19 protein-coding genes are annotated in these 18,212 nt (G+C 68.4%); 11 read left to right on the top strand and 8 right to left on the bottom strand.

What is annotated here, in order from left to right; all coding sequences use genetic code 11:
- Positions 1-19 precede the first annotated feature (19 nt).
- Positions 20-787, top strand: a complete 768-nt coding sequence (locus BLS34_RS22005; RefSeq protein WP_093153891.1) for a hypothetical protein — start codon at positions 20-22, stop codon at positions 785-787.
- A 629-nt stretch (positions 788-1,416) separates the two neighbouring features.
- Here BLS34_RS22005 and BLS34_RS22000 read toward each other — a convergent pair.
- Positions 1,417-1,941, bottom strand: coding sequence for a hypothetical protein (locus tag BLS34_RS22000; RefSeq protein ID WP_028792600.1), 525 nt, complete (start codon positions 1,939-1,941; stop codon positions 1,417-1,419).
- A gap of 505 nt (positions 1,942-2,446) precedes the next feature.
- Between BLS34_RS22000 and BLS34_RS21995 the strand changes: the two genes are divergently transcribed.
- Entirely contained in the window at positions 2,447-3,256 is an 810-nt protein-coding gene (locus tag BLS34_RS21995; RefSeq protein WP_175474340.1) for a fatty acid desaturase, read from the top strand.
- 5 nt (positions 3,257-3,261) lie between these two features.
- Here BLS34_RS21995 and BLS34_RS21990 read toward each other — a convergent pair whose 3' ends face one another.
- Both BLS34_RS21990 and BLS34_RS21985 read right to left on the bottom strand, forming a co-directional pair.
- A complete protein-coding gene (locus tag BLS34_RS21990; protein ID WP_215906190.1) occupies positions 3,262-3,819 on the bottom strand; it encodes a DUF2061 domain-containing protein in 558 nt (185 codons plus the stop codon).
- Between the two features lie 80 nt (positions 3,820-3,899).
- Positions 3,900-5,006 (bottom strand): mandelate racemase/muconate lactonizing enzyme family protein, encoded by a 1,107-nt coding sequence (locus tag BLS34_RS21985; protein WP_093153886.1) that lies wholly within the window; start codon positions 5,004-5,006, stop codon positions 3,900-3,902.
- Between the two features lie 128 nt (positions 5,007-5,134).
- Here BLS34_RS21985 and BLS34_RS21980 point away from each other — a divergent pair, with 128 nt between their 5' ends.
- Positions 5,135-6,316, top strand: coding sequence for an iron-containing alcohol dehydrogenase (locus BLS34_RS21980; protein WP_093153884.1), 1,182 nt, complete (start codon positions 5,135-5,137; stop codon positions 6,314-6,316).
- A gap of 3 nt (positions 6,317-6,319) precedes the next feature.
- Here BLS34_RS21980 and BLS34_RS21975 read toward each other — a convergent pair whose 3' ends face one another.
- Positions 6,320-7,129, bottom strand: coding sequence for a phosphate/phosphite/phosphonate ABC transporter substrate-binding protein (locus BLS34_RS21975; RefSeq protein ID WP_028792597.1), 810 nt, complete (start codon positions 7,127-7,129; stop codon positions 6,320-6,322).
- A complete protein-coding gene (locus tag BLS34_RS21970; RefSeq protein ID WP_028792596.1) occupies positions 7,126-8,010 on the bottom strand; it encodes a helix-turn-helix domain-containing protein in 885 nt (294 codons plus the stop codon). Before BLS34_RS21970 ends, BLS34_RS21975 begins: the two co-directional genes overlap by 4 nt.
- A gap of 94 nt (positions 8,011-8,104) precedes the next feature.
- On the opposite strand from BLS34_RS21970, the gene BLS34_RS21965 reads away from it, so the two are divergent.
- Together BLS34_RS21965 and BLS34_RS21960 are read left to right on the top strand one after the other, a co-directional pair.
- Positions 8,105-9,082 carry a fatty acid desaturase gene (locus BLS34_RS21965; protein ID WP_093153882.1) on the top strand — a complete coding sequence of 326 codons (978 nt, stop codon included), beginning with the start codon at positions 8,105-8,107 and terminating at the stop codon, positions 9,080-9,082.
- 433 nt (positions 9,083-9,515) lie between these two features.
- Entirely contained in the window at positions 9,516-9,989 is a 474-nt protein-coding gene (locus BLS34_RS21960) for a helix-turn-helix domain-containing protein (RefSeq protein WP_028792594.1), read from the top strand.
- A 143-nt stretch (positions 9,990-10,132) separates the two neighbouring features.
- On the opposite strand, the gene BLS34_RS25610 is transcribed toward BLS34_RS21960, so the two are convergent.
- Entirely contained in the window at positions 10,133-10,342 is a 210-nt protein-coding gene (locus BLS34_RS25610; RefSeq protein ID WP_139189424.1) for a hypothetical protein, read from the bottom strand.
- 101 nt (positions 10,343-10,443) lie between these two features.
- Between BLS34_RS25610 and BLS34_RS21955 the strand changes: the two genes are divergently transcribed.
- From BLS34_RS21955 to BLS34_RS21930, 6 genes are read left to right on the top strand one after another with little or no spacing between them, the layout of a single operon-like run.
- Positions 10,444-11,433: an iron-containing alcohol dehydrogenase gene (locus BLS34_RS21955; RefSeq protein ID WP_093153880.1), complete on the top strand. Its 990-nt coding sequence runs from the start codon at positions 10,444-10,446 to the stop codon at positions 11,431-11,433.
- Entirely contained in the window at positions 11,430-11,921 is a 492-nt protein-coding gene (locus tag BLS34_RS21950) for a GNAT family N-acetyltransferase (RefSeq protein ID WP_093153877.1), read from the top strand. The genes BLS34_RS21955 and BLS34_RS21950 overlap by 4 nt, the downstream gene beginning before the upstream one ends.
- A complete protein-coding gene (locus tag BLS34_RS21945) occupies positions 11,918-12,943 on the top strand; it encodes a phosphotransferase family protein (protein WP_093153874.1) in 1,026 nt (341 codons plus the stop codon). Before BLS34_RS21950 ends, BLS34_RS21945 begins: the two co-directional genes overlap by 4 nt.
- Positions 12,940-14,229 carry a phosphopyruvate hydratase gene (eno, locus tag BLS34_RS21940; RefSeq protein WP_093153872.1) on the top strand — a complete coding sequence of 430 codons (1,290 nt, stop codon included), beginning with the start codon at positions 12,940-12,942 and terminating at the stop codon, positions 14,227-14,229. Before BLS34_RS21945 ends, eno begins: the two co-directional genes overlap by 4 nt.
- Positions 14,230-14,257: 28 nt before the next feature.
- Complete coding sequence (locus BLS34_RS21935; protein ID WP_093153869.1) at positions 14,258-15,205, top strand: 2-hydroxyacid dehydrogenase; 948 nt, start codon at positions 14,258-14,260, stop codon at positions 15,203-15,205.
- A 32-nt stretch (positions 15,206-15,237) separates the two neighbouring features.
- Positions 15,238-16,389 carry an alanine racemase gene (locus BLS34_RS21930; protein WP_215906189.1) on the top strand — a complete coding sequence of 384 codons (1,152 nt, stop codon included), beginning with the start codon at positions 15,238-15,240 and terminating at the stop codon, positions 16,387-16,389.
- 16 nt (positions 16,390-16,405) lie between these two features.
- Here the strand turns inward: BLS34_RS21930 and BLS34_RS21925 are convergent, their stop codons facing one another.
- The gene (locus BLS34_RS21925) at positions 16,406-17,689 is read right to left on the bottom strand and encodes a pentapeptide repeat-containing protein (protein WP_028792587.1); all 1,284 of its coding nucleotides are present in this window, start codon (positions 17,687-17,689) and stop codon (positions 16,406-16,408) included.
- On the bottom strand, positions 17,686-18,057 hold the full coding sequence (locus BLS34_RS21920; protein WP_139189423.1) for a hypothetical protein: 372 nt from the start codon (positions 18,055-18,057) through the stop codon (positions 17,686-17,688). Before BLS34_RS21920 ends, BLS34_RS21925 begins: the two co-directional genes overlap by 4 nt.
- Positions 18,058-18,212: the final 155 nt, after the last annotated feature.

The raw sequence follows: 18,212 nt of genomic DNA, 5'->3' as shown, positions 1-18,212 counted from the left end.
CGAGCCAAGGGAGAACAGAATGTCGCTTGCCGCCGCACTGAAGAAGGGCCTCGAGACCGCCGACAGCATCGGCAACTGGGATCCGTTCGCGGACGAGACCAAGGTCAAGGCGGCCCCGCGGGCGGCCTCCGGCCCCGCGCTGGCCGGTCCGGCGAACACCAACGCCACCGGGCGGGGGCTGGTCGCCAAGGAAGACGCGGCCCGGCGCAACCCGATCACGGCGGTGCGCGACGGCCGCGGGTCGGCCGCGGCTCAGCCGACCCGGGCGAAGGCGGCTCAGCCGGCTCCAAGTCAGGCGACCCCGGCCCAGGCGACACCGGCCCAGGCGACACCGGCCCAGGCGGCTCCCACGGCCCGGCAGGCGGCTCCCGCGCAGCAGCGCATGGCGGCCCGGCAGGGCGGTCAGAAGTCCGCTCAGAAGCCGGCGCAGCGGGCCAACTGGCTGCATGACGCCGTGCCCGGCGGCCGTGTGAACGCCGCCCAGTACGTGCGCGAACTGGACAGATTTGCCGCTGAAGAGAACCGAAGGGCGGTCTCGGACGTTGTCATGGAAGTGAACCAGAGCGAGGTGGAAGGCGTGGTCCGCCACGCGGCCCGGATCAAGGGGCGCTATCTCGCCAAGCTGCTGGATATCGGCAACAAGTCGAAATCCGGCGTCATGGAGGCGGAAGTGAGCGAACTGACCCGCTACCGTGAGACCTATGAAGAGCTTGCTCGCGGGCTCGACATTCTGAAGTCCGCGATCGAGGCCGGAGACATCTCCGTCTCCGGAACGGTTCGGCGCTGAGGGACAGCACCCCCGGGGCACACGCTCCTGGGGCCTGACGCGAAGAGCCACATTGCCTACCCCGAGTATCGAGGGCCGCCTGCGGGCGGCTCTCTTTCTTTTTTGGGAGGGTTTCGTTGTGAGGGGGCTTTGTAGGACGGGCGTCCCCTCGACCCGCCCTTACTCTTCGTCTTCCCGGCCTTGCGCCGGGATCCAGACGTCGGCGCGATGGAACCCTGGGGCCTGATCACTGAAGCTGCCCCTTTCCTGGATCCCGGCGCAAGGCTGGGAAGACGGGAACAGGGGGATGTTTTGTCGGGGCCTGTTTCAGCGGCCCCCCCAATGGGCAACGCGCGCCGATCGTTGGGTTCCCATTGCCCCTCGGTAATCCTGACGTGCGTCGGGATCCAGGCGCACCGGATCTCGATGTCGGAATCCTGACCCTGACATGCGTCAGGAAGACGGGAGGAGCCGAAAGCTGCCTCCTGCCATGCCGGCATTGTGGCATCCCCCCTCGGCAGAGCCTCACACCCCAACAAAGAAAAAAGCCCGCTCCGGTGAGGGAGCGGGCGAGGTGAGGGGAGAGAGAGTGCCGTCTTGGGCCGGAGCCCTCCCGACGGCGAAGGAAACGGTTCGGGTCAGTCGCGGTCTCAGGCCTGGTGCAGGGCGCGCGGCGCCTGGCTGTTCAGGAAGCGGCGGGCCGCCTCGCGGTGATGGTCGTGGACGCTGTCCAGATAGATCCGGGCCTGGTGCAGGTCGCCGATGCGGGCGCCGTTATCCATGCGCTCCAGCAGGCAGGTGAAGCCGACCTCCTTCAGGCTCTCGAACTCCTCGTCGGTCATCTCGTCCATGTGCTGGCGGAACTGATCGGCGAAGACCCGGGCGAAATGGGTCATGGCCTCGCGGCGGAAGCGCCAGGGCCGGGCCGAGAGATGCAGCGCCCATTCGTCGATGGCGCCGCGGATGGCCATCGGAAGCTGGTTGAACAGAAGCCCTTCGGCGGTGGGCACATTCTCGTTGGCGACGCCGAAGACGGTGTCGAGCTGGACCGGGCCGGCGGCGCGGCCGCACAGGCTCACCGCACTCATCATCGGCACGTGCCGGGCATGGGCCACCCCAAGGGCGACTGCCCCATCGTTGGAAGCCTCGAAATGGATCGGATCGATATCGCGCATTCTGCCTCTCCCGCAGCTGGATTGTGTTCGGGAGAGGCAACGCAAGTGCCGGGCCAAGGGTCGTCACCGCGTAACATGTTGAAATATATTAAAAAATAAAGCTAGAATTGTGCCGCGGGTAGGATTTGCCGGGGGAGCACCCGGCAAGCGCTGCCGCACTGGACGGAAAACTCCGCCTCGGCCAATCTGGCTCGGCCCGTCTGGCGCCCGTCCGCCGGCATGCCGCGGGCAAAAAAAAGGGGCCGCGACAAGCGCGGCCCGAGTTAAGGGAGGAAACGCCCAAGAAGTATTCACAGCATGTTGGGCAGTCATGCTGCACTGCAAAATATGATCGGCTGGGATATGCTTTGCAAGGCCTTTTCCATACCGCGACGCAAAAAATTCAGATCGGGAACAAAGTCGAATGCCGGAAACCCCGAAAGATCAAAGGGATGTCCCACCCGTCCGTACCCTTACAGCCAGAAGGGATGCTCCCGGCCTTTGGCACCTGGCCTTGCAGGGGGCGATGCTGGTCGCAACCGGTGCGTTGTGTCTGACCCTCCAGGGCGGCCCGCTGGTGGCGGCGATGCTCGCGCACGGCGTGCTGCTGTCCTTCCTGTTCCCGCCGCTGCATGAATGCGTTCACCGCACCGCGTTCAAGACCGTCTGGATCAACAAGGCGGTGGCGGAGGTCTGCGGCTTCCTGCTGCTGCTGCCGCCGCGCTGGTTCACCGCCTTCCACATGGCGCATCACCGCTTCACCCAGGATCCGGAGCGCGATCCCGAACTGGCGAGCCCGAAGCCGACCACCTTCCTCGGGTATCTCTATATGCTGACAGGGCTGGAATACTGGTACCGGATGGTCAAGGGACTGGTCGGCCGCGCCTTCGGGCATACGCCGGGGGCGTTCCTCGACAGCCGGTCGCGCGCTCGCTCGATTGTCGAGGCGCGGGTCTATCTGGCGCTGTACGCCGCCATCGCCGTCATTTCGGCGCTGACCGATCCGCGGCCGGTGCTGGTGCTGTGGGTCGGCCCGGCGCTGCTGGGGCAGCCGTTCCTGCGCGCCTATCTGTTGTCGGAGCATTGGGGGTGCCCCGCGGTGAAGGACATGTGGGCGAACACCCGCTCGGTGGTGAGCATTGCGCCGATCCGCTGGCTCGCCTGGAACATGCCGTACCACGCCGAGCACCACGCCAATCCGGGCATTCCCTTCCACGCCCTACCGGCCTATGGCGCGGCGATGCAGGGATCGCGCAAGGTGGAGGCGGCGGGCTACGTGCCGTTCCACGGCGAACGCCTCGCGGCGCTCAGGAACGGTACGGCGGAACCGCTGTAATCCGGTCAGGGCGCCTGTTCGGGGCGCAGGATGTCCCAGACATACTCGTTGGTCAGGAAGATGCTGGTGTCGTAGACGATGTTCAGCCCGGCGAAGGCGCCGGCGGTCACCGCTCCGCCGCCGTACAGGTAGCCCAGGGTGAAGTTCCGGCCGACGCCGATGAAGCGGTAGAGGATGGTCTTCTCGACGATGGTCTGCTCGGTGGTCTCGTCCAGGGTCGGCCCGAGATTCTGCCAAGCGTATTCGAAGCCGTAATAGGCCGCCGCCGCCGTCGCCGCGTTGACGACGAAGAACCCGGTCGTGGTGGCGGCCGACGCCCCGACCAGCAGGTCGAAGACCAGCACGTCGGCGGCATTGGCCGCCGCCTGATAGGTCAGGGTCTTGTACAGGGTGCGCTGCCACAGCGGCAGGTCTTCGCCGGTTTCCCGCTCGACGGCGGCGGAGGGCAGCATGGCCGGTGCTTGCGTGGGTGCCTGCTGGGCATGTGCCGGCATGGCGGACCAGAGCGTCAGCACGGCCGCAAGCAGCAGACAGCGTCCCGTGGCCGATCCGATCAGCGTCATCGCGGCTATCCCCCGGCAAGCATGGTTCGTCCCCTCGGGAGACTATAGCAAGGTGCCGACCGCCCGTCGTCGGCCGACCCCTATCCGATGCGGGTTTTCGCCAGGCGATCCTCGTCCAGCGCCACGCCGAGGCCCGGGGCCTCGCCCAGGACCATCCAGCCATCCTCGTAGGCCAGGGTCTCGCTCAGCATGTAGTCGCGCCGCTCGGCCGACCATTCCGGCGGGTCGAACGGGAACTCCAGGAATGGCGGGTTGCCGGCCCCGCAGGCCAGATGGGCGTTGGCCGCCACGCCCAGGCCGTTCGACCAGGTATGCGGGGTGAAGATCAGGTTGGCGGCGACGGCGGCCTCGGCGATCCGCTTCAGCCCGCCTATGCCGCCGGTCAGGGCCGCGTCCGGCTGCAGCACGTCCAGGCAGCGCCGCTCGATGATCGTATCGAACTCGAACACCTCGCGGTTCATCTCGCCGCCGGCGATGCGGATGTCGACGGCGTCGCGCAGGGCGGCCATGCCGGCATAGTCGGCCCGGTGCAGCGGCTCCTCCATCCAGTAGATGTCGAGCGTCTCCAATTCGCGGGCGACGGCCAGCGCATCCTTCAGCGACCAGGGCCGCTCGGTGTCCCAGGGCATGCGCCAACCCTGGTTGCAGTCGACCATCAGGGTCAGCCGGTCGCCGACCGCGCCGCGCACCGCCTCCAGCGCCTTGATGTCGTCGCGCCAGTCGCCGCGGTGGAAGCGGATCTTCATCGCCGGGAAGCCTGCCTCCAGGAAGGACAGCGCGGCGTCCGCCATCTCCTGCGGGCCGCGCAGGGTGCCGGAGGAGGCATAGAGCCGGGTGCGGTCGGAGCGCCCGCCCGCCAGGCGCCAGACCGGCTGGCCGAGGATCTTGCCGGCCAGATCCCACAGGGCGAGATCCAGGGGCCAGTAGCGGCTGTAATGGAAGGCGAGGTTGTCCAGCACCCGGTTGTGCCGGTCGAGGTCGAGCGGGTTCTGGCCGACGAACAGCGCCGCATGCCGCTCGAAGCCGAGCATGGTGTCGCCCGACCCGATTCCCACCAGACCCTCGTCGGTGACGACCCGCACCACGGTGGCGTCGAACTCGGTGCGGGGGCGCGTGTCCCAGCTCGCCCGGAACGGCGGATCCAGGGGCAGGCGGTGGTGGGTAACGTCGATGCGCTCAATTTTCATGGAGCGCAGTGGGGACTTTCGCGTTGCACCCGTCAACGGCGAATGCGACCCCCGGTGGCGCTTTTCGACGCGAAACTGAAACGCAAATCTGAAACCCTTGCGGTCACCCTTCCAGACGGAGACGCCCCATGCTGTCCGCCTTCACCCATGAGCCCAGCCCGGCCATGAGCTACGGGCTCGACCGGGTCGATGCCCTGCCGGACGATGTGGCGGCCCTGTGCGGTGCGGCCGCGCGGGTGCTGATCGTCACCGATCCCGGCGTCGCCGCCACCGGCATACCGGACGCGGCGGCGCGGCGCCTCGCGGCCGCCGGGATGGCGGTGGAGCGGTTCGACGAGGTCGAGAGCGATCCCTCGGCGGCGTCGATCGACGCAGCGTCGCGCAAGGCGCGCAGCCACAAGGCGGATCTCCTGCTCGGCATCGGCGGCGGCTCGGCCCTGGATGTCGCCAAGCTGGCCGCCTCGGTCGCGGTGGCCGACGCGCCGGCGGAATCCTATGCCGTCATGGCCAATCCGCTGCCGTCGCGGGCGATCCGCAAGATCCTGATCCCCACCACCTCGGGCACCGGGGCGGAGATGACCCGCACGTCGGTTTACGGGCTCGACGGCGGCCGCAAGGTCTGGGCCTGGGGCCGCACGCTGAAGGCGGATCTGTCGATCCTCGACCCGTCCATGACCCTGGGCCTGCCGGGACCGCTGACGGCGGCGACCGGGCTTGACGCCCTGGTGCATGCCATCGAGGCGTATACCCATGTGCGCTCGACCCCGGTGGTGGCCGGCATGGCGCTTCAGGCGGTGGCCCTGGTGGCGCAGAACCTTGAGCGGGCGGTGACCACGCCGGGAGATGTGGAGGCGCGCGGTCGCATGGCGCTCGGCTCGGCGCTGGCGGGGGTGGCGATCGACGCCTGCGGCACCGGCATCGCCCATGCCTACGGCCATGCGCTCGGGACCCTGGCGCATGTCCATCACGGCCGGGCGGTGGCCCTGGCCATGCGGGTGACGCTGCCATGGTCGGCGCTGCGGCGGCCGGACCTGTACGCCCCGATCGCCACGGCGCTCGGCGTCGATCCGCGCCTGACCGGCGACGAGTCCGAACATGCGGCTGCCGGGGCCGACCGGTTCGAGACGCTCCTGCGCTCGGTCGGCCTGCCGGTGTCGCTGGCCGATAAGGGGTTGAGCGGCAGGGACGCCCCCCGGCTGGTCACGGTCGCCCTGGCGGCGGAGAACCGGCCGATGATCGACAACAACGCGATCCGACCGGACGACGCGGAACTGCTGGATCTCGCCCGGGCGATCCTGGACGCGGAATAGGGCTCAGGCGAGCAGCGGGTAGCCGCGCGCCTCCGCCGCCTCGCGCATGGCCACCATGACCGCGTAGTCGGCATCCGCGACCGGTTGCAGGCCGGCGATCCGCAGGGTGTCGCGGGCGGCTTCACTCTCGGGATCTGCCGACGCCGCCAGCAGTGCGTCGGTGACGCGGGCGCGGGTGTCGCCGTCCAGGTTCCTGCGCACCGCATAGGGTAGGGCGGGGGTGGCGGCACTCCAGGCCAGCACCCGCAATCCGGCGACCTCCCGCGGGGCGGCGTCGCCGACCAGCGCGAAGGTGACGCCGTCGATCGCGGCGATGTCGGCCTTGCCCTCGCGCACGGCGGCAAGGCTCAGGCGGTGGGCCCCGCTCCAGGTGACGTCGCTGAAGAACCGGTTGCCGACGGCGATCTCGGCAACCGCGGCGCGCAGGGCGTTGCAGCCGGACTGGCTGTCCGGGCCGTTGGCGGCGACCCGGCGGCCGCGCAGATCCTCCAGGCCCCTCGCCGGATCGTCCGCGCGCACCACGAAGGCGCTGCGGTACAGCCCTCCGCCGCATCCCTCGGCGCGGTAGTCCGGTACGGCGATGGCGCTCAGGTCGTCGGCATGGCCATGGGTCAGCGGATAGCCGCAGGTCTGGGTCAGCAGCAGGGCGGGGTCGCGCCAGTTCACATCCACCGGCCGGCCGCGGGTCAGCTCCTGCGGCACGTCGTCGAGCCCGGCCCGGCGCAGGTGTCCGGCGATCGCCGTCCACCAGGCATTGGTCGCGGCCTGAAGTTCCGGCAGGTCGTACATGGTGAGGGCGGCGATGGCGGTCATGCGGCCAGTCCTTTGTCGATCCGGTCGATCAGCGTGCGCATATAGGCCGGGATCTCATGGGCATGGACCACGGCGTGGCGGATCAGGTCGTCGAAGCGCCGGGTGAGGACCCGGATGTGCTCGGTCGTGGTGAAGACGATATACATGTCTCCGGCGTAGATCGCCGCCCGCTTCGGTCCGAAGATGGTGACCGGAATGGCGTAGTCGCGCACCCCGTCGAACAGGAACCAGCGCACGCTCGGATAGAGCTCGTCGACCAGATCGGCGATATGGATGAGCTGGCGGCGGCGCATGTCCGGCGGCAGGTCGCGCCACACGCCGGTGCCGTCGGCAAAGTCCAGCATCGACTGTATGGAGGTGCATATCTCCACATCGGTTTCCGGCTGACGGACATAGTCGAGCCGGTCGCGGGAGCGGCGCATCGCCTGGTCGGCCATCGAGCCGCCGGTCTCCTGATACTCGTAGGCGATCACCTCGGGGATCTTCACCTGGTCGGGCAGGCTGGTCGGAACGTAGCGGATCTTGTAGCCGGCCGCCTCCGCGTGCCAGCGCAGCAGGTTCTCGTCGGCGACGGTTCGGTTGTGCGGGCTGATCTCCGGCGAGCGTTCCATGATGTCGGCGGTGAACTGTCCCTCCTCGGCGAGGCCGAGCAGCCAGTCCAGCGACACCTGCAGCGTCACCGCCAGGGCGGCGACCGTGTCGGCACGGGGCAGGCGCACACCCTCGTCCGAGAGGATCTGGGACAGGGTCGAGCGGTCGACCCCGATGCGCTTGGCCACCGCCGAGCGCGACAGGCCGGCGCGGTCCATTGCCGCCTCCAGCCGCTCGCGGAACAGGCGGGCGACATCGCGCTTATCGGCCGGTTGAAGAGAGTGTTGCATTTAATAAACATCGTTTCCTAAGTGGCGCTTTGTCAACATTAGTTTCGCATTGGCTCAATTGTGGCAACATCGGGGTTGTCGATAGGGTCGCGCCATGGATCAAGTACATCGCGTTGCCGCCGACGGCACCGGCCACGGGCCTGCTGTCGCTCCTCTTCCTGTTGCCGCTCACCGCCGCCGGGTCCGCCTGCCGGATCGGGTGGAATGGCCGACCGTCTGGGTTGCCTTGTGTGTGTATCTGCCGATGGCCGCCGCGCTTGGCGTGGTGTCGGCGGGTTGGATCCCGTGGTGGACGGCGACGCCGGTTCTGGCCTGGTGCGCGGCCTGGCAGGCGTCGCTGCAGCATGAGGTGATCCACGGCCACCCGACCCCCTGGGCCCGGGTGAACCGGTTGATCGCCGGCCCGCCGCTGCTGGGCTTCGTGCCCTTCGACCGGTACCGCGACAGCCATCTCGCCCATCACATCGACGAGCGGCTGACCGATCCGCTGGACGATCCGGAGAGCTGGTATGTCACCGCCGCACGCTGGCAGCGGGCGGGCCGGGTGGAGCGGGTGCTGCGCCTGGCGATGAACAGTCTGGCCGGCCGCGTGGTGCTCGGCCCCCTGTGGGTGGCGGCACTGTCCCTTGTGACCGATGGTCGCGACCTGTTGGCCGGTCGTCGCCTTTTCGCGCTTGCGGGGCATGCAGCACAGCTTGCGGCGATGGTGGCCTGTCTGTCGGTCGTCGGGATCCCGCTCTGGGGTTATGCGCTCCTCGTCGCGTGGCCGGCGACCGGTCTGATGCTGGTCCGCAGCTTCGCAGAGCACCGCCCCGACCCGATTCCGGCCCAGCGGAGCGTCATCGTCGAGGCCGGCGGGGCGTTCGACCTGCTGTTTCTGTCGAACAATCTGCACGCCCTGCACCATGAGCGGCCCGGATTGCCGTGGTACCTGCTGCGCCGTGTTTTCCGCGATGGCCGTGGGGGGATTCTCGCCCGTAATGGCGGCTACAGCTTCGACTCATACGCCAAAATGGCAGGGCGCTATCTTTTTACACCCCGGGATCACCCGATTCACCCCCGGTGCCGGTAGTGGAAACTCAACCCTGGAGATTATAGGCCGGGGAGAAGTCGTTGTTTTCGTAGGCAAATGCATGCGACAAAATGGTTAATTTATGTGAAATTCATTTTATTTCGCCATTAACGAGTTATAAACAAATCAATGTAATACAACGTATATCCGTGGAACGCCCCGAACTTGGATGAACGTGGTTTCAAGTTTGTTGTCGCTCCTGCAATCGAGGGATATACGAATGGGTGAACCCGACAGCCTATGTCACCAGGAGTACCGAGCGGGAAGGACGTTCCTCCATTCCGATCAGTTCGCCTCACGCGTGTGGCCGTCGCAAACCCGATAAACGTGTATTGCCTTGTCAGCGAGGTAATGCGAAACCCATACTGCACTTTTAGTGAGACGGACGGTCGCGCACACCTCCGTCTCGAAGTAAGGAGGTTGAAGTAGCTCCATGGCTAAAGCCAAAGTAGATAAGCGTCGTGATGATCCCAACTATCAGATCACGAACAACAACCCGATCGACGTGCATGTCGGTCGCCGTGTGCGGCTGCGTCGCACGTTGCTGGGGATGAGCCAGGAGCAGCTCGGCGAAGCGCTCAACATCACCTTCCAGCAGGTTCAGAAGTACGAGCGCGGCAGCAACCGGATCAGCTCGTCCCGGCTTTGGGATATCGCCCAGATCCTCGACGTGCCGGTCAGCTTCTTCTTCGACGACATGTCCGACGACACGATGGCGCACTCCCCGCGCCGCATGAAGTCGGGCCAGCCGCGCGACGAGTACGAGGAGAACCCGACGGACCCGATGGCCCGCCGCGAGACCCTGGAGCTGGTGCGTGCCTACTACTCGATCAAGAATCCGAACCTGCGCAAGCGCATCACCGAAATGGTGAAGTCGGTCGCGACCGCGCTGCCGGAAGAGAAGTAAGCCTCTCCCTCCCCGGAAATCGTCTACAAAGCGCGCCGCTTGCCGGCGCGCTTTTGGTTTGCGCGCATGGCGTCAGACCGATCCTGAGGCGGAGATAAGGGGTTGGCCCGGCGTGCCGGCAGGAGGTCAGGTCGAGCAGGAGGTCAGGCGGAGACGTCGACGTTCTGGCCGCGGCCGGCATCCACCGGCACCGCCGGGGTGGCGGCGGAATTGGGGACCTGATCGGCGATCTGCTCGGCGACGGCGAGCAGGGACGACAGGCCCTGACCCAGCACGCGCACCTGCTCGTTCGCCGCGCGCACGCCGGACACCGACAGTGTCGCACTCGCTGCTGCTGCGCCCGAAATCGCCATACCGTGTCGCTCCTGAAACCGACGTGATAACTGCCTTACAATACAGCAGGATGAGCCGCATTTGAAGGGCGGATGCCGGAACAGCCGGATCGGGGTGACGGATGACGACGGGCGCGCGGGTGATCTGGGGCGGTGTGGTCGCCCTTCAGCTCGGCCATGCCGCCGGAGAGGCGGTCCGGTCCTGGGCCGCCCCGCGCGGGCTTCGGCGCCTGCTGCTGGTGCATGGGCCCGGCGGCGGCCCGGAGGCTCTGATCCCGCACCTGGAAACAGCCGGCCTGGCGGTCTTCGCCTTCGAGCATCCTGGCGGCCCGTCGGTCGCCGCCGTGGCGGAAGCGGTCGCGGCCTATCATTTCGATCAGTGCGACGCGGTGGTCGCGATCGGCGGCGGGGCGGCGGTCGACCTGGCGACCCTGGCCGCCTTCATGGCGGGGCAGCGCCATCCGCTGCCGGATCTGGCCGCCGATCCGTCGGCGGTTGATCCCCGCGGCGTCGCCTCCTGTCTGGCCGTCGCGACGGACCCGACCGGGCTGGCGGCGCTCGGCGGCGCGCGCGTTCTGATAGACGACCGGGGCTGTCCGTTTCTCATTCGCGACCCCCTCCTGCGCCCGGGCGCAGCCGCCTGGTGTCCGCTGTCGGGCAGCGACGGTCTCTGCGCCCCGGTGGTGGCGCTGGCCCTCGATGCGGGGGATGCCGAGGCTGCGGAGCGGCTGATTGCCGCCGGGCCCGAGGATGTGCCGGAGATCGCCCTTACGGTGGCCGGACTGCTGGAACGGCGCCTCGGCCCGGCCCGGGTCTTCGCCGCCTTCGCCGAGGTGGCCGGGGAGCTGCCGCCCGGGCCGACCCTCGCGGCCGTCCTGCGGAGTGTCGGCGGCCCTGAGTCGACCCTCTCATTCCTCTCGCGCGCCCTGGACCCGGACGGGACGGGGAGGGCGGGGCTGGACCGCCTTCCCCTGGACGGCCTCGCCCATCTCGATCCGGCCACTCTACCGGTGGACATTTCCGGCGTGCTGGTGATGCTGGGACGAGACATACCGGCGCGCAGACGCCGTGGCGGACGGGGAGGGGCGGCGCGCGGCCGTCGATCTGAATGACGCAAGATATCCGCGATGCCGAGCCCGGCGACTACGAGGCGCTGGTTCTCCTGAACAATGCCGCCGTGCCGGCGGTGAATGCCCTGACGGTCGCCGACTTCGCCGATTTTGCGGCCCAGGCGGACCTGTTCCGGGTGGTCGGGCCTCTGGGCGACCCGCAGGCGGTGCTGATCGCCCTGCGCCAGGGCCGGGTCTATGACAGCCTGAATTACCGCTGGTTCGAGCGCACCTATGACAGCTTCCTGTATGTCGATCGGGTGGTGGTGTCGGAATCCCAGCGGGGCAAGGGACTGGGCGCGGTGCTGTATGAGGATTTCGCCGGGGCCGGCCGTCGGCTCGGCGTGCCGCGGCTGACCTGCGAGGTGAACCTGGACCCGCCCAATCCCGGTTCTGTGCGCTTCCACGAGCGGCTCGGCTTCCGGCCCGTCGGTACCCAGCAAGTCGGCAGCAAACAGGTCCAGCTCATGGCCCGGGAGCTCGCGACGTGAGCGCGCCGGACGCCCCTGAGGAGGTCGTCGCCGCGCTGCGCGGCCTCGGCCTGATCGGCCCCGACGAACGGCCGGTGCTGACCCCGCTGACTGGCGGCGTGGCTTCGGATATCTGGCGGGTGGATGCGGCGCGCGGGCCGTTCTGCGTCAAGCGGGCGCTGGCCAAGCTCAAGGTCGCCGCCGACTGGCGCGCGCCGGTGATCCGCAACGAATACGAGGTCGCCTGGTTCGAGACGGTGGCACAGGCTGTGCCCGAAGCGGTGCCGGAGATCCTCGGCCACGATCCCGAGGCCGGGCTGTTCGCCATGGCCTGGCTCGACCCGTCGGACCACCGGCTGTGGAAGGCGGATCTGGCGGCGGGAGTGGCCGACCCGGCGGTGGCCCATGCGGTCGGCGACCGGCTGGGCCGGATCCATGCCGCGACCGCTGCACGCCCGGAACTGGCCGAGCGCTTTCCGACCGACAGCATCTTCCACGCGATCCGGCTGGAGCCCTATCTGGAGGCCGCCGGCCGCACCCGACCCGAGGTGGCGGCGGAACTGGCCGCGCTGGTCGCCCGTACGGCCGCCACCAAGCGCTGCCTGGTGCATGGCGATGTCAGTCCGAAGAACATCCAGGTCGGCCCGACCGGCCCGCTGTTCCTCGACGCGGAATGCGCCTGGTGGGGCGATCCGGCCTTCGACCTGGCGTTCTGCCTGAACCACCTGCTGCTGAAATGTCTGTGGGTGCCGGACAAGGCGGCCGGCTTCCTGCGCTGCTTCGAGCGGATGAGTGCAGCCTATCTCGCCCGGGCCGACTGGGAGGATGCGGCTGAACTAGAGACGCGGGTGGCGAGCCTGTTGCCGGGGCTGTTCCTGGCGCGGGTCGACGGCAAGTCGCCGGTGGAATACCTGACGGAAGAGACGGACAAGGCGCTGGTGCGCGAGACGGCGATCGGCTGGCTGAAGACTCCGCCGGCGACGCTTGAGGCACTGCGGACGGATTGGGCGAAACGGGTGAATGCGGAAGGCGCAGGGATATGAGCGATACGATCGACGCGGTGATCGGCCGACGGGTCTGGGACAGCCGGGGGCGCCCGACCGTGGAGGTGGAGATCCGCACGACCTCCGGCGCCATGGGCAGGGCGATCGCCCCGGCGGGAGCCTCCACCGGATCCGGTGAGGCGCTGGACCGGCGCGATGGCGGTTCGGCGTTCGCTGGCCTCGACGTGCGCGGCGCGGTCGCCTCGGTGAACGGCGAGATCGCCGAGGCGCTGAAAGGCCGCCCGGTCGACGATCAGGCCGGAATCGACCGTGGCCTGGTCGAGTTGGACGGCACTGGCGACAAGTCGCGGCTCGGCGGCAACGCGATCATCGCCACCTCCATGGCGCTGGCCCATGCGGCCGCCGCCTCGGCCGGTCTGCCGCTGTGGCGCCATCTGGCGGGCGAGGGGGAGCCCGGCCCGCTGCCGCTGCCGGAGATCCAGATCCTCGGCGGCGGTGCGCATGCCGCGCGTCGGGTCGACGTGCAGGACTTCATGGTCATCGCCGTCGGCGCGCCGGACTATCCCACCGCCCTGGACTGGACGGCCGATGTCTACCGGGCGGCGGGCAGGATTCTCGCCGATGCCGGCAAGCTGCAGGGCGTGGCCGACGAGGGCGGGTTCTGGCCTGCCTTCGACAGCAACGAGGAGGCGCTGGACTGCCTGCTGCGCGCCATCGAGGCCTCGGGCCACGCGCCGGGCGACGACGTCGCCATCGCGCTGGACATCGCGGCCTCCGATTTCGGCACCGGCGGTCGCTACACCCTGGCGCGCGACGGCCGCGAGATCGACAGCGACGGGCTGAGCGAGATGCTGCTCGGCTGGCTCGCCAAATACCCGGTCGTGTCCATCGAGGACCCGCTGGGGGAGGACGACGAGGAGGCCTTCGCCCGCTTCACCAAGGCGGCACCTGCAGGCGTGCAGGTCGTCGGCGACGACCTGGTGACCACCAACGCCCCGCGCATCGCCCAGTGCGCCGCGCTGGGTGCCGGCAACACCGCGCTGATCAAGCCGAACCAGATCGGCACTCTGAGCGAGACCCACGAGGCCCTGGAAACCGCACTGGCCAAGGGCTGGGGTGCCATCGTCTCCGCCCGGTCCGGCGAGACCGAGGACGTCACCATCGTCCATCTCGGCGTGGGCTGGGGCATTCCTCAGCTCAAGGTCGGGTCTTTCACCCGATCGGAGCGCATGGCGAAATGGAACGAAGGCCTGCGGCTGGCCGAACAGGTGCCGACAGGTACCGCCTTGCCGCCACGCACGGCCTATCCCTGGGGACGCAAGTAAGGACGACGGTTGGCATGAAGGTGGCGGCATGAAGGTTCTGTATCACTACGACGTCGGCCCCTGGCTGCGTGACCGGCTGAACCGGATGGCGCAGGAGGAGGGCCTGAAGGTGGCGATCTGCTCCGAGCGGGACCACGAGGGCTTCCTGGAACAGGTGGCCGATACCGACGTGCTGCTGCACAACCTGGAGCCGGTGAAGGACGAGCACATGGCGGCGGCACCCAAGCTGAAGCTGGTGCAGAAGATCGGCGTCGGGGTTAACACCATCGACCTGGAGTCGGCCAAGGCGCGCGGCATCGCCGTCTGCAACATGCCCGGCACCAACAGCCAGGCGGTGTCGGAGATGACCCTGCTGCTGATCCTGGCCTGCCTGCGCCGCCTGCCGGTGTTCCATACCCGCACCGCGCGCGGCGACGGCTGGGGCTGGCCGCCGGCGATGCAGGACACCCTGGGCGAGGTCGCCGGCAAGACGGTCGGCCTGGTCGGCAACGGCTCGGTGCCGCAGCTTCTGACGCCGGTGCTGAAGGCGATGGGCGCGCGGGTGATCTTCACCAAGCGCGGCACGCCGGACCCCGCCATGCCGGAATGGGTCGACAAGCCGACCCTGCTGGCGGAATCCGACATCATCTCGCTGCACATCCCGCTGGTGGACGAGACCCGTCACTGGCTCGACCGCGGCGCCATCTCGCAGATGAAGCCGGGCGCGATCCTGGTGAACACGGCGCGCGGACCCCTGGTCGACGAAGAGGCGCTGGCCGCCGCCCTGTCCACCGGCCGGATCATGGGGGCGGGGCTCGACGTCTTCGCCGAGGAGCCGTCGCCGGCCAACAATCCGCTGTTCAAGCTGGACAATGTGGTGCTGGCGCCGCATGTGGCGTTCTTCACCCTGGGCACGCTGGAGCGCAGCCTTGCGGTGGCGAGCGAGAACATCAACCGCCTGCGTGACGGGCGCGAGCTGCTGCACCGGGTCGCCTGAGCGTCCGGACGCATCTAAGCGAGGAGACCACCGTGAGCGATATCGCGCCGAGCCTCGGCGACCTGCCGACCCCCTGTCTGGTGCTGGACCGCAGCAAGATGGACCGCAACCTGACCCGCATGCTGAAGCGGGCGGAGACCCTGGGTGTGCGCCTTCGTCCGCACTGCAAGACGGCGAAATCGGCCGAGGTCGCACGTCTGGCCCTGGGTGGCGAGGTCGGGCCGATCACCGTCTCCACCATGCGCGAGGCGCAGTATTTCGCCGAGAACGGCTTCTCCGACATCACCCTGGCGGTCGGCATCTCGCCGTCGCGGCTCGGTCAGGCGGCCGATCTGCTGGCACGTGGCGTCGATCTGACGGTGATTACCGACAACGCGGTCATCGCCGGCGAGATCGTCGCCGCCGGCAAGGCGCGGGGCGTGACCTTCGCGGTGATGATCGAGGTCGATGTGGGCGAGCACCGGGCCGGCATCGACGCCCATGCACCCGAGCTGCTGGAGATCGCCGCGATCGTCGCCGAGGGCGGCCAGGAGCTGCGCGGCATCCTCGCCCATGGCGGCCATACCTATGGCTGCCGCACGCCCGAGGCGGTGGCCGAGATCGCCGAGCAGGAGCGGGCCGGCGCGGTTCTGGCCGCCGAGCGCCTGCGTCAGGCGGGGCATGCCTGCCCTGTGGTCAGCGTCGGCTCGACCCCGGGCGCGCTGTTCGCCAGGTCGCTGGACGGCGTCACCGAGATGCGCCCCGGCGTCTACATGTTCATGGACCTGTTCCAGTCCGGCGTCGGCTGCTGCGGGTTGGAGGACATCGCCGTCACGGTGATGGCCAGCATCACCAACCTGCGCCCGGAGCAGGGGACGGCGATCATCGATGCCGGCGCGTTGGCCCTGTCCAAGGACCGCTCCACCCAGGCGCTGCCGCGCGACTGCGATTTCGGCCTGCTGACCGACGCCTTCGGCCGGCCGCTGCCGGGGCTGACGGTGGAGGCGGTGCATCAGGAGCACGGGCGGATCGGTGGGGCCGGGGCCGACCCGGCGGTGCTGCCGATCGGCAGCCGCGTTCACGTGCTGCCGAATCATGTCTGCATGACGGCGGCGATGTACGACCGCTACGCGGTGGTCGACGGGCTCGAGCGGGGGCCGAACCAGCCGGTGGTGGCATTCTGGGAGCGGGTGAACGGCTGGTAGCCGCCGGCCCGCCCGCCTACGGCTTGGAGGCGAGCTCGGCGATCTGTTCGTCGGTCAGGATCGCGCCGTCCAGTTCGGCGCCGCGCAGATGTGCCCGGCTCAGACGGGCGCCCTGAAAATTCGCGCCGCGCAGGTTGGCGCCGGTCAGCTTCGCCCCGGTCAGGTCGGCATCGACGAAGACCGCGCCGGACAGGTTCGACACCCACATCCGGCCGGTCGGCGTGCCGTCGGCGGATTTCAGCTCGACCTCGGAGAAGTTCGCCCCGGCCGCCCGGGTGCCGGTCAGGTCGGCGCCGGACAGGTTGATCCCGGCCAGTTCGGCGTCGCGCAGGTCGGCGCCGCTCAGGTTGACTCCGCTCAGGTCGGACATCACCAGGCTGGTCCGGCGCATGGTCGAGCCGGCCATCTGCGCCTCGCGCAGGTCGGCGCCGGACAGGTTCACGTCCGAGATGTCGATGCCCGACAGATCGGTCTTGGCCAGTTGCGCCCGCGAGCCGCCGCGGCCCTGTTCGCGGATCCACACCGCGTGGTCGCGCAGGATGTCGCGCATGGAGCGGGACAGGCCGCGGCCGTCGGAATTCACCAGATTGGCGCCGGCAAGATCGGCCGAGGAGAGATCCACATTCTCCAGAATGGCGCCGTGCAGGTCGGAATTGCGCAGCAGCGTGCGGTGGATCAGCGCGCCGGAGAGGTTGGCTCCGGACAGGTTGGCGCCGACGATCTTGGCATCCGACAGGTTCGCGCCGGACAGGTCGGCGCCCGACAGGTTGGCGTTCTCCAGATTGACGCCCGACAGGTTGGCGCCGCACAGCAGCGTCTTCTCGAGCGTCGCCCCGACCATGCTGGAATGCGACAGGTCGGTGCCGGACAGGTTGGCGCCGTTCAGCTCGGCCTCGTCCAGCTCGGACTGGCCGATATTGGCGCGGATGATGGTCGCCGGCGCCGCCGGATTGCCGCTGATCAGCGCACCGCCGCGCAGGTCGGCTTCCTTCAGGTTGGCGCCGGCCAGGTTGGCGCCGCGCATGAAGGCGCCGCGCAGGTCGGCCCGCATCAGCATCGACTTGGCCAGATCCGCACCGTCCAGGTTGGCGCAGAACATGTCGGCATAGGACAGGTCCGCCCCCACCAGGATGGTGCGCGCCATGTAGGCGCCGGACAGCTTCGCCGACTGCAGCATGGCGGCCGTCAGGTTGAATTCGGAGAGGTTGCAGCCGGACAGGTCCGCTCTCTGCCCGCCCGACTTGCGCTGGAGCCACCGTTCGTGGCTCTCGATCATCTTGAGTATCTGCTCCGGGGTCATATGGGAGACCCCATCTGCCAGCCGTCGATGATCACGCGGTAGATCTTCGTCGGCCGCGGATCGGAAGCATAGAAATGCTCGTCTATGCGGACCTTCAGGTTCCGCATCTCGCAGTGTTCCTGCAACTGTTGAAATCCTCTGGTCTCGACGATGTCTGCCAGGCTGCTTCCGAGATCAGCCACCGTGACGTCCTTGAGCGGCTCGCCGTTCTCGTCCGTCAGGTAATAGATCACGAACCCGCCGCCGGTCGGTCCGACCCGGGAATCGGCATATAGCGCAACGTCGTCTTCGACACGGCTCACCAGTTCCAGAAGTTGGTTGCTGACCGTATGAAGAAACGATGCGTTAGGCTCGGCCACTGTGGTCATCATAGTTGAAGGTCAATCCGATCTGGTGTTTGGGCGTCGATGGACCGACCAAGACAATGCGTTAAAAACTCGACGCGACGTTCAATCTTTCGACCAAACGTCGCGTCGGTGCGGAAACAGTAGCCCGCAACATCTGGGGTCGCCGGCAAAGTCGT

It is taken from the genome of Thalassobaculum litoreum DSM 18839 (assembly GCF_900102465.1).
GTDB classification, from domain to species: domain Bacteria; phylum Pseudomonadota; class Alphaproteobacteria; order Thalassobaculales; family Thalassobaculaceae; genus Thalassobaculum; species Thalassobaculum litoreum.
The sequence above is the reverse complement of the archived record's forward strand: the minus strand, read 5'-3'. Positions and strand labels throughout refer to the sequence as shown.

What these genes read in the sequence shown, in the direction of transcription:
- BLS34_RS22005 (WP_093153891.1), top strand. Translation starts at nt 20, where the DNA reads ATGTCGCTTGCCGCCGCACTGAAGAAGGGCCTCGAGACCGCCGACAGC.
- BLS34_RS22000 (WP_028792600.1), bottom strand. Translation starts at nt 1,941, where the DNA reads ATGCGCGATATCGATCCGATCCATTTCGAGGCTTCCAACGATGGGGCA.
- BLS34_RS21995 (WP_175474340.1), top strand. Translation starts at nt 2,447, where the DNA reads ATGCTGGTCGCAACCGGTGCGTTGTGTCTGACCCTCCAGGGCGGCCCG.
- BLS34_RS21990 (WP_215906190.1), bottom strand. Translation starts at nt 3,819, where the DNA reads ATGACGCTGATCGGATCGGCCACGGGACGCTGTCTGCTGCTTGCGGCC.
- BLS34_RS21985 (WP_093153886.1), bottom strand. Translation starts at nt 5,006, where the DNA reads ATGAAAATTGAGCGCATCGACGTTACCCACCACCGCCTGCCCCTGGAT.
- BLS34_RS21980 (WP_093153884.1), top strand. Translation starts at nt 5,135, where the DNA reads ATGCTGTCCGCCTTCACCCATGAGCCCAGCCCGGCCATGAGCTACGGG.
- BLS34_RS21975 (WP_028792597.1), bottom strand. Translation starts at nt 7,129, where the DNA reads ATGACCGCCATCGCCGCCCTCACCATGTACGACCTGCCGGAACTTCAG.
- BLS34_RS21970 (WP_028792596.1), bottom strand. Translation starts at nt 8,010, where the DNA reads ATGCAACACTCTCTTCAACCGGCCGATAAGCGCGATGTCGCCCGCCTG.
- BLS34_RS21965 (WP_093153882.1), top strand. Translation starts at nt 8,105, where the DNA reads ATGGATCAAGTACATCGCGTTGCCGCCGACGGCACCGGCCACGGGCCT.
- BLS34_RS21960 (WP_028792594.1), top strand. Translation starts at nt 9,516, where the DNA reads ATGGCTAAAGCCAAAGTAGATAAGCGTCGTGATGATCCCAACTATCAG.
- BLS34_RS25610 (WP_139189424.1), bottom strand. Translation starts at nt 10,342, where the DNA reads ATGGCGATTTCGGGCGCAGCAGCAGCGAGTGCGACACTGTCGGTGTCC.
- BLS34_RS21955 (WP_093153880.1), top strand. Translation starts at nt 10,444, where the DNA reads ATGACGACGGGCGCGCGGGTGATCTGGGGCGGTGTGGTCGCCCTTCAG.
- BLS34_RS21950 (WP_093153877.1), top strand. Translation starts at nt 11,430, where the DNA reads ATGACGCAAGATATCCGCGATGCCGAGCCCGGCGACTACGAGGCGCTG.
- eno (WP_093153872.1), top strand. Translation starts at nt 12,940, where the DNA reads ATGAGCGATACGATCGACGCGGTGATCGGCCGACGGGTCTGGGACAGC.
- BLS34_RS21935 (WP_093153869.1), top strand. Translation starts at nt 14,258, where the DNA reads ATGAAGGTTCTGTATCACTACGACGTCGGCCCCTGGCTGCGTGACCGG.
- BLS34_RS21925 (WP_028792587.1), bottom strand. Translation starts at nt 17,689, where the DNA reads ATGACCCCGGAGCAGATACTCAAGATGATCGAGAGCCACGAACGGTGG.
- BLS34_RS21920 (WP_139189423.1), bottom strand. Translation starts at nt 18,057, where the DNA reads ATGACCACAGTGGCCGAGCCTAACGCATCGTTTCTTCATACGGTCAGC.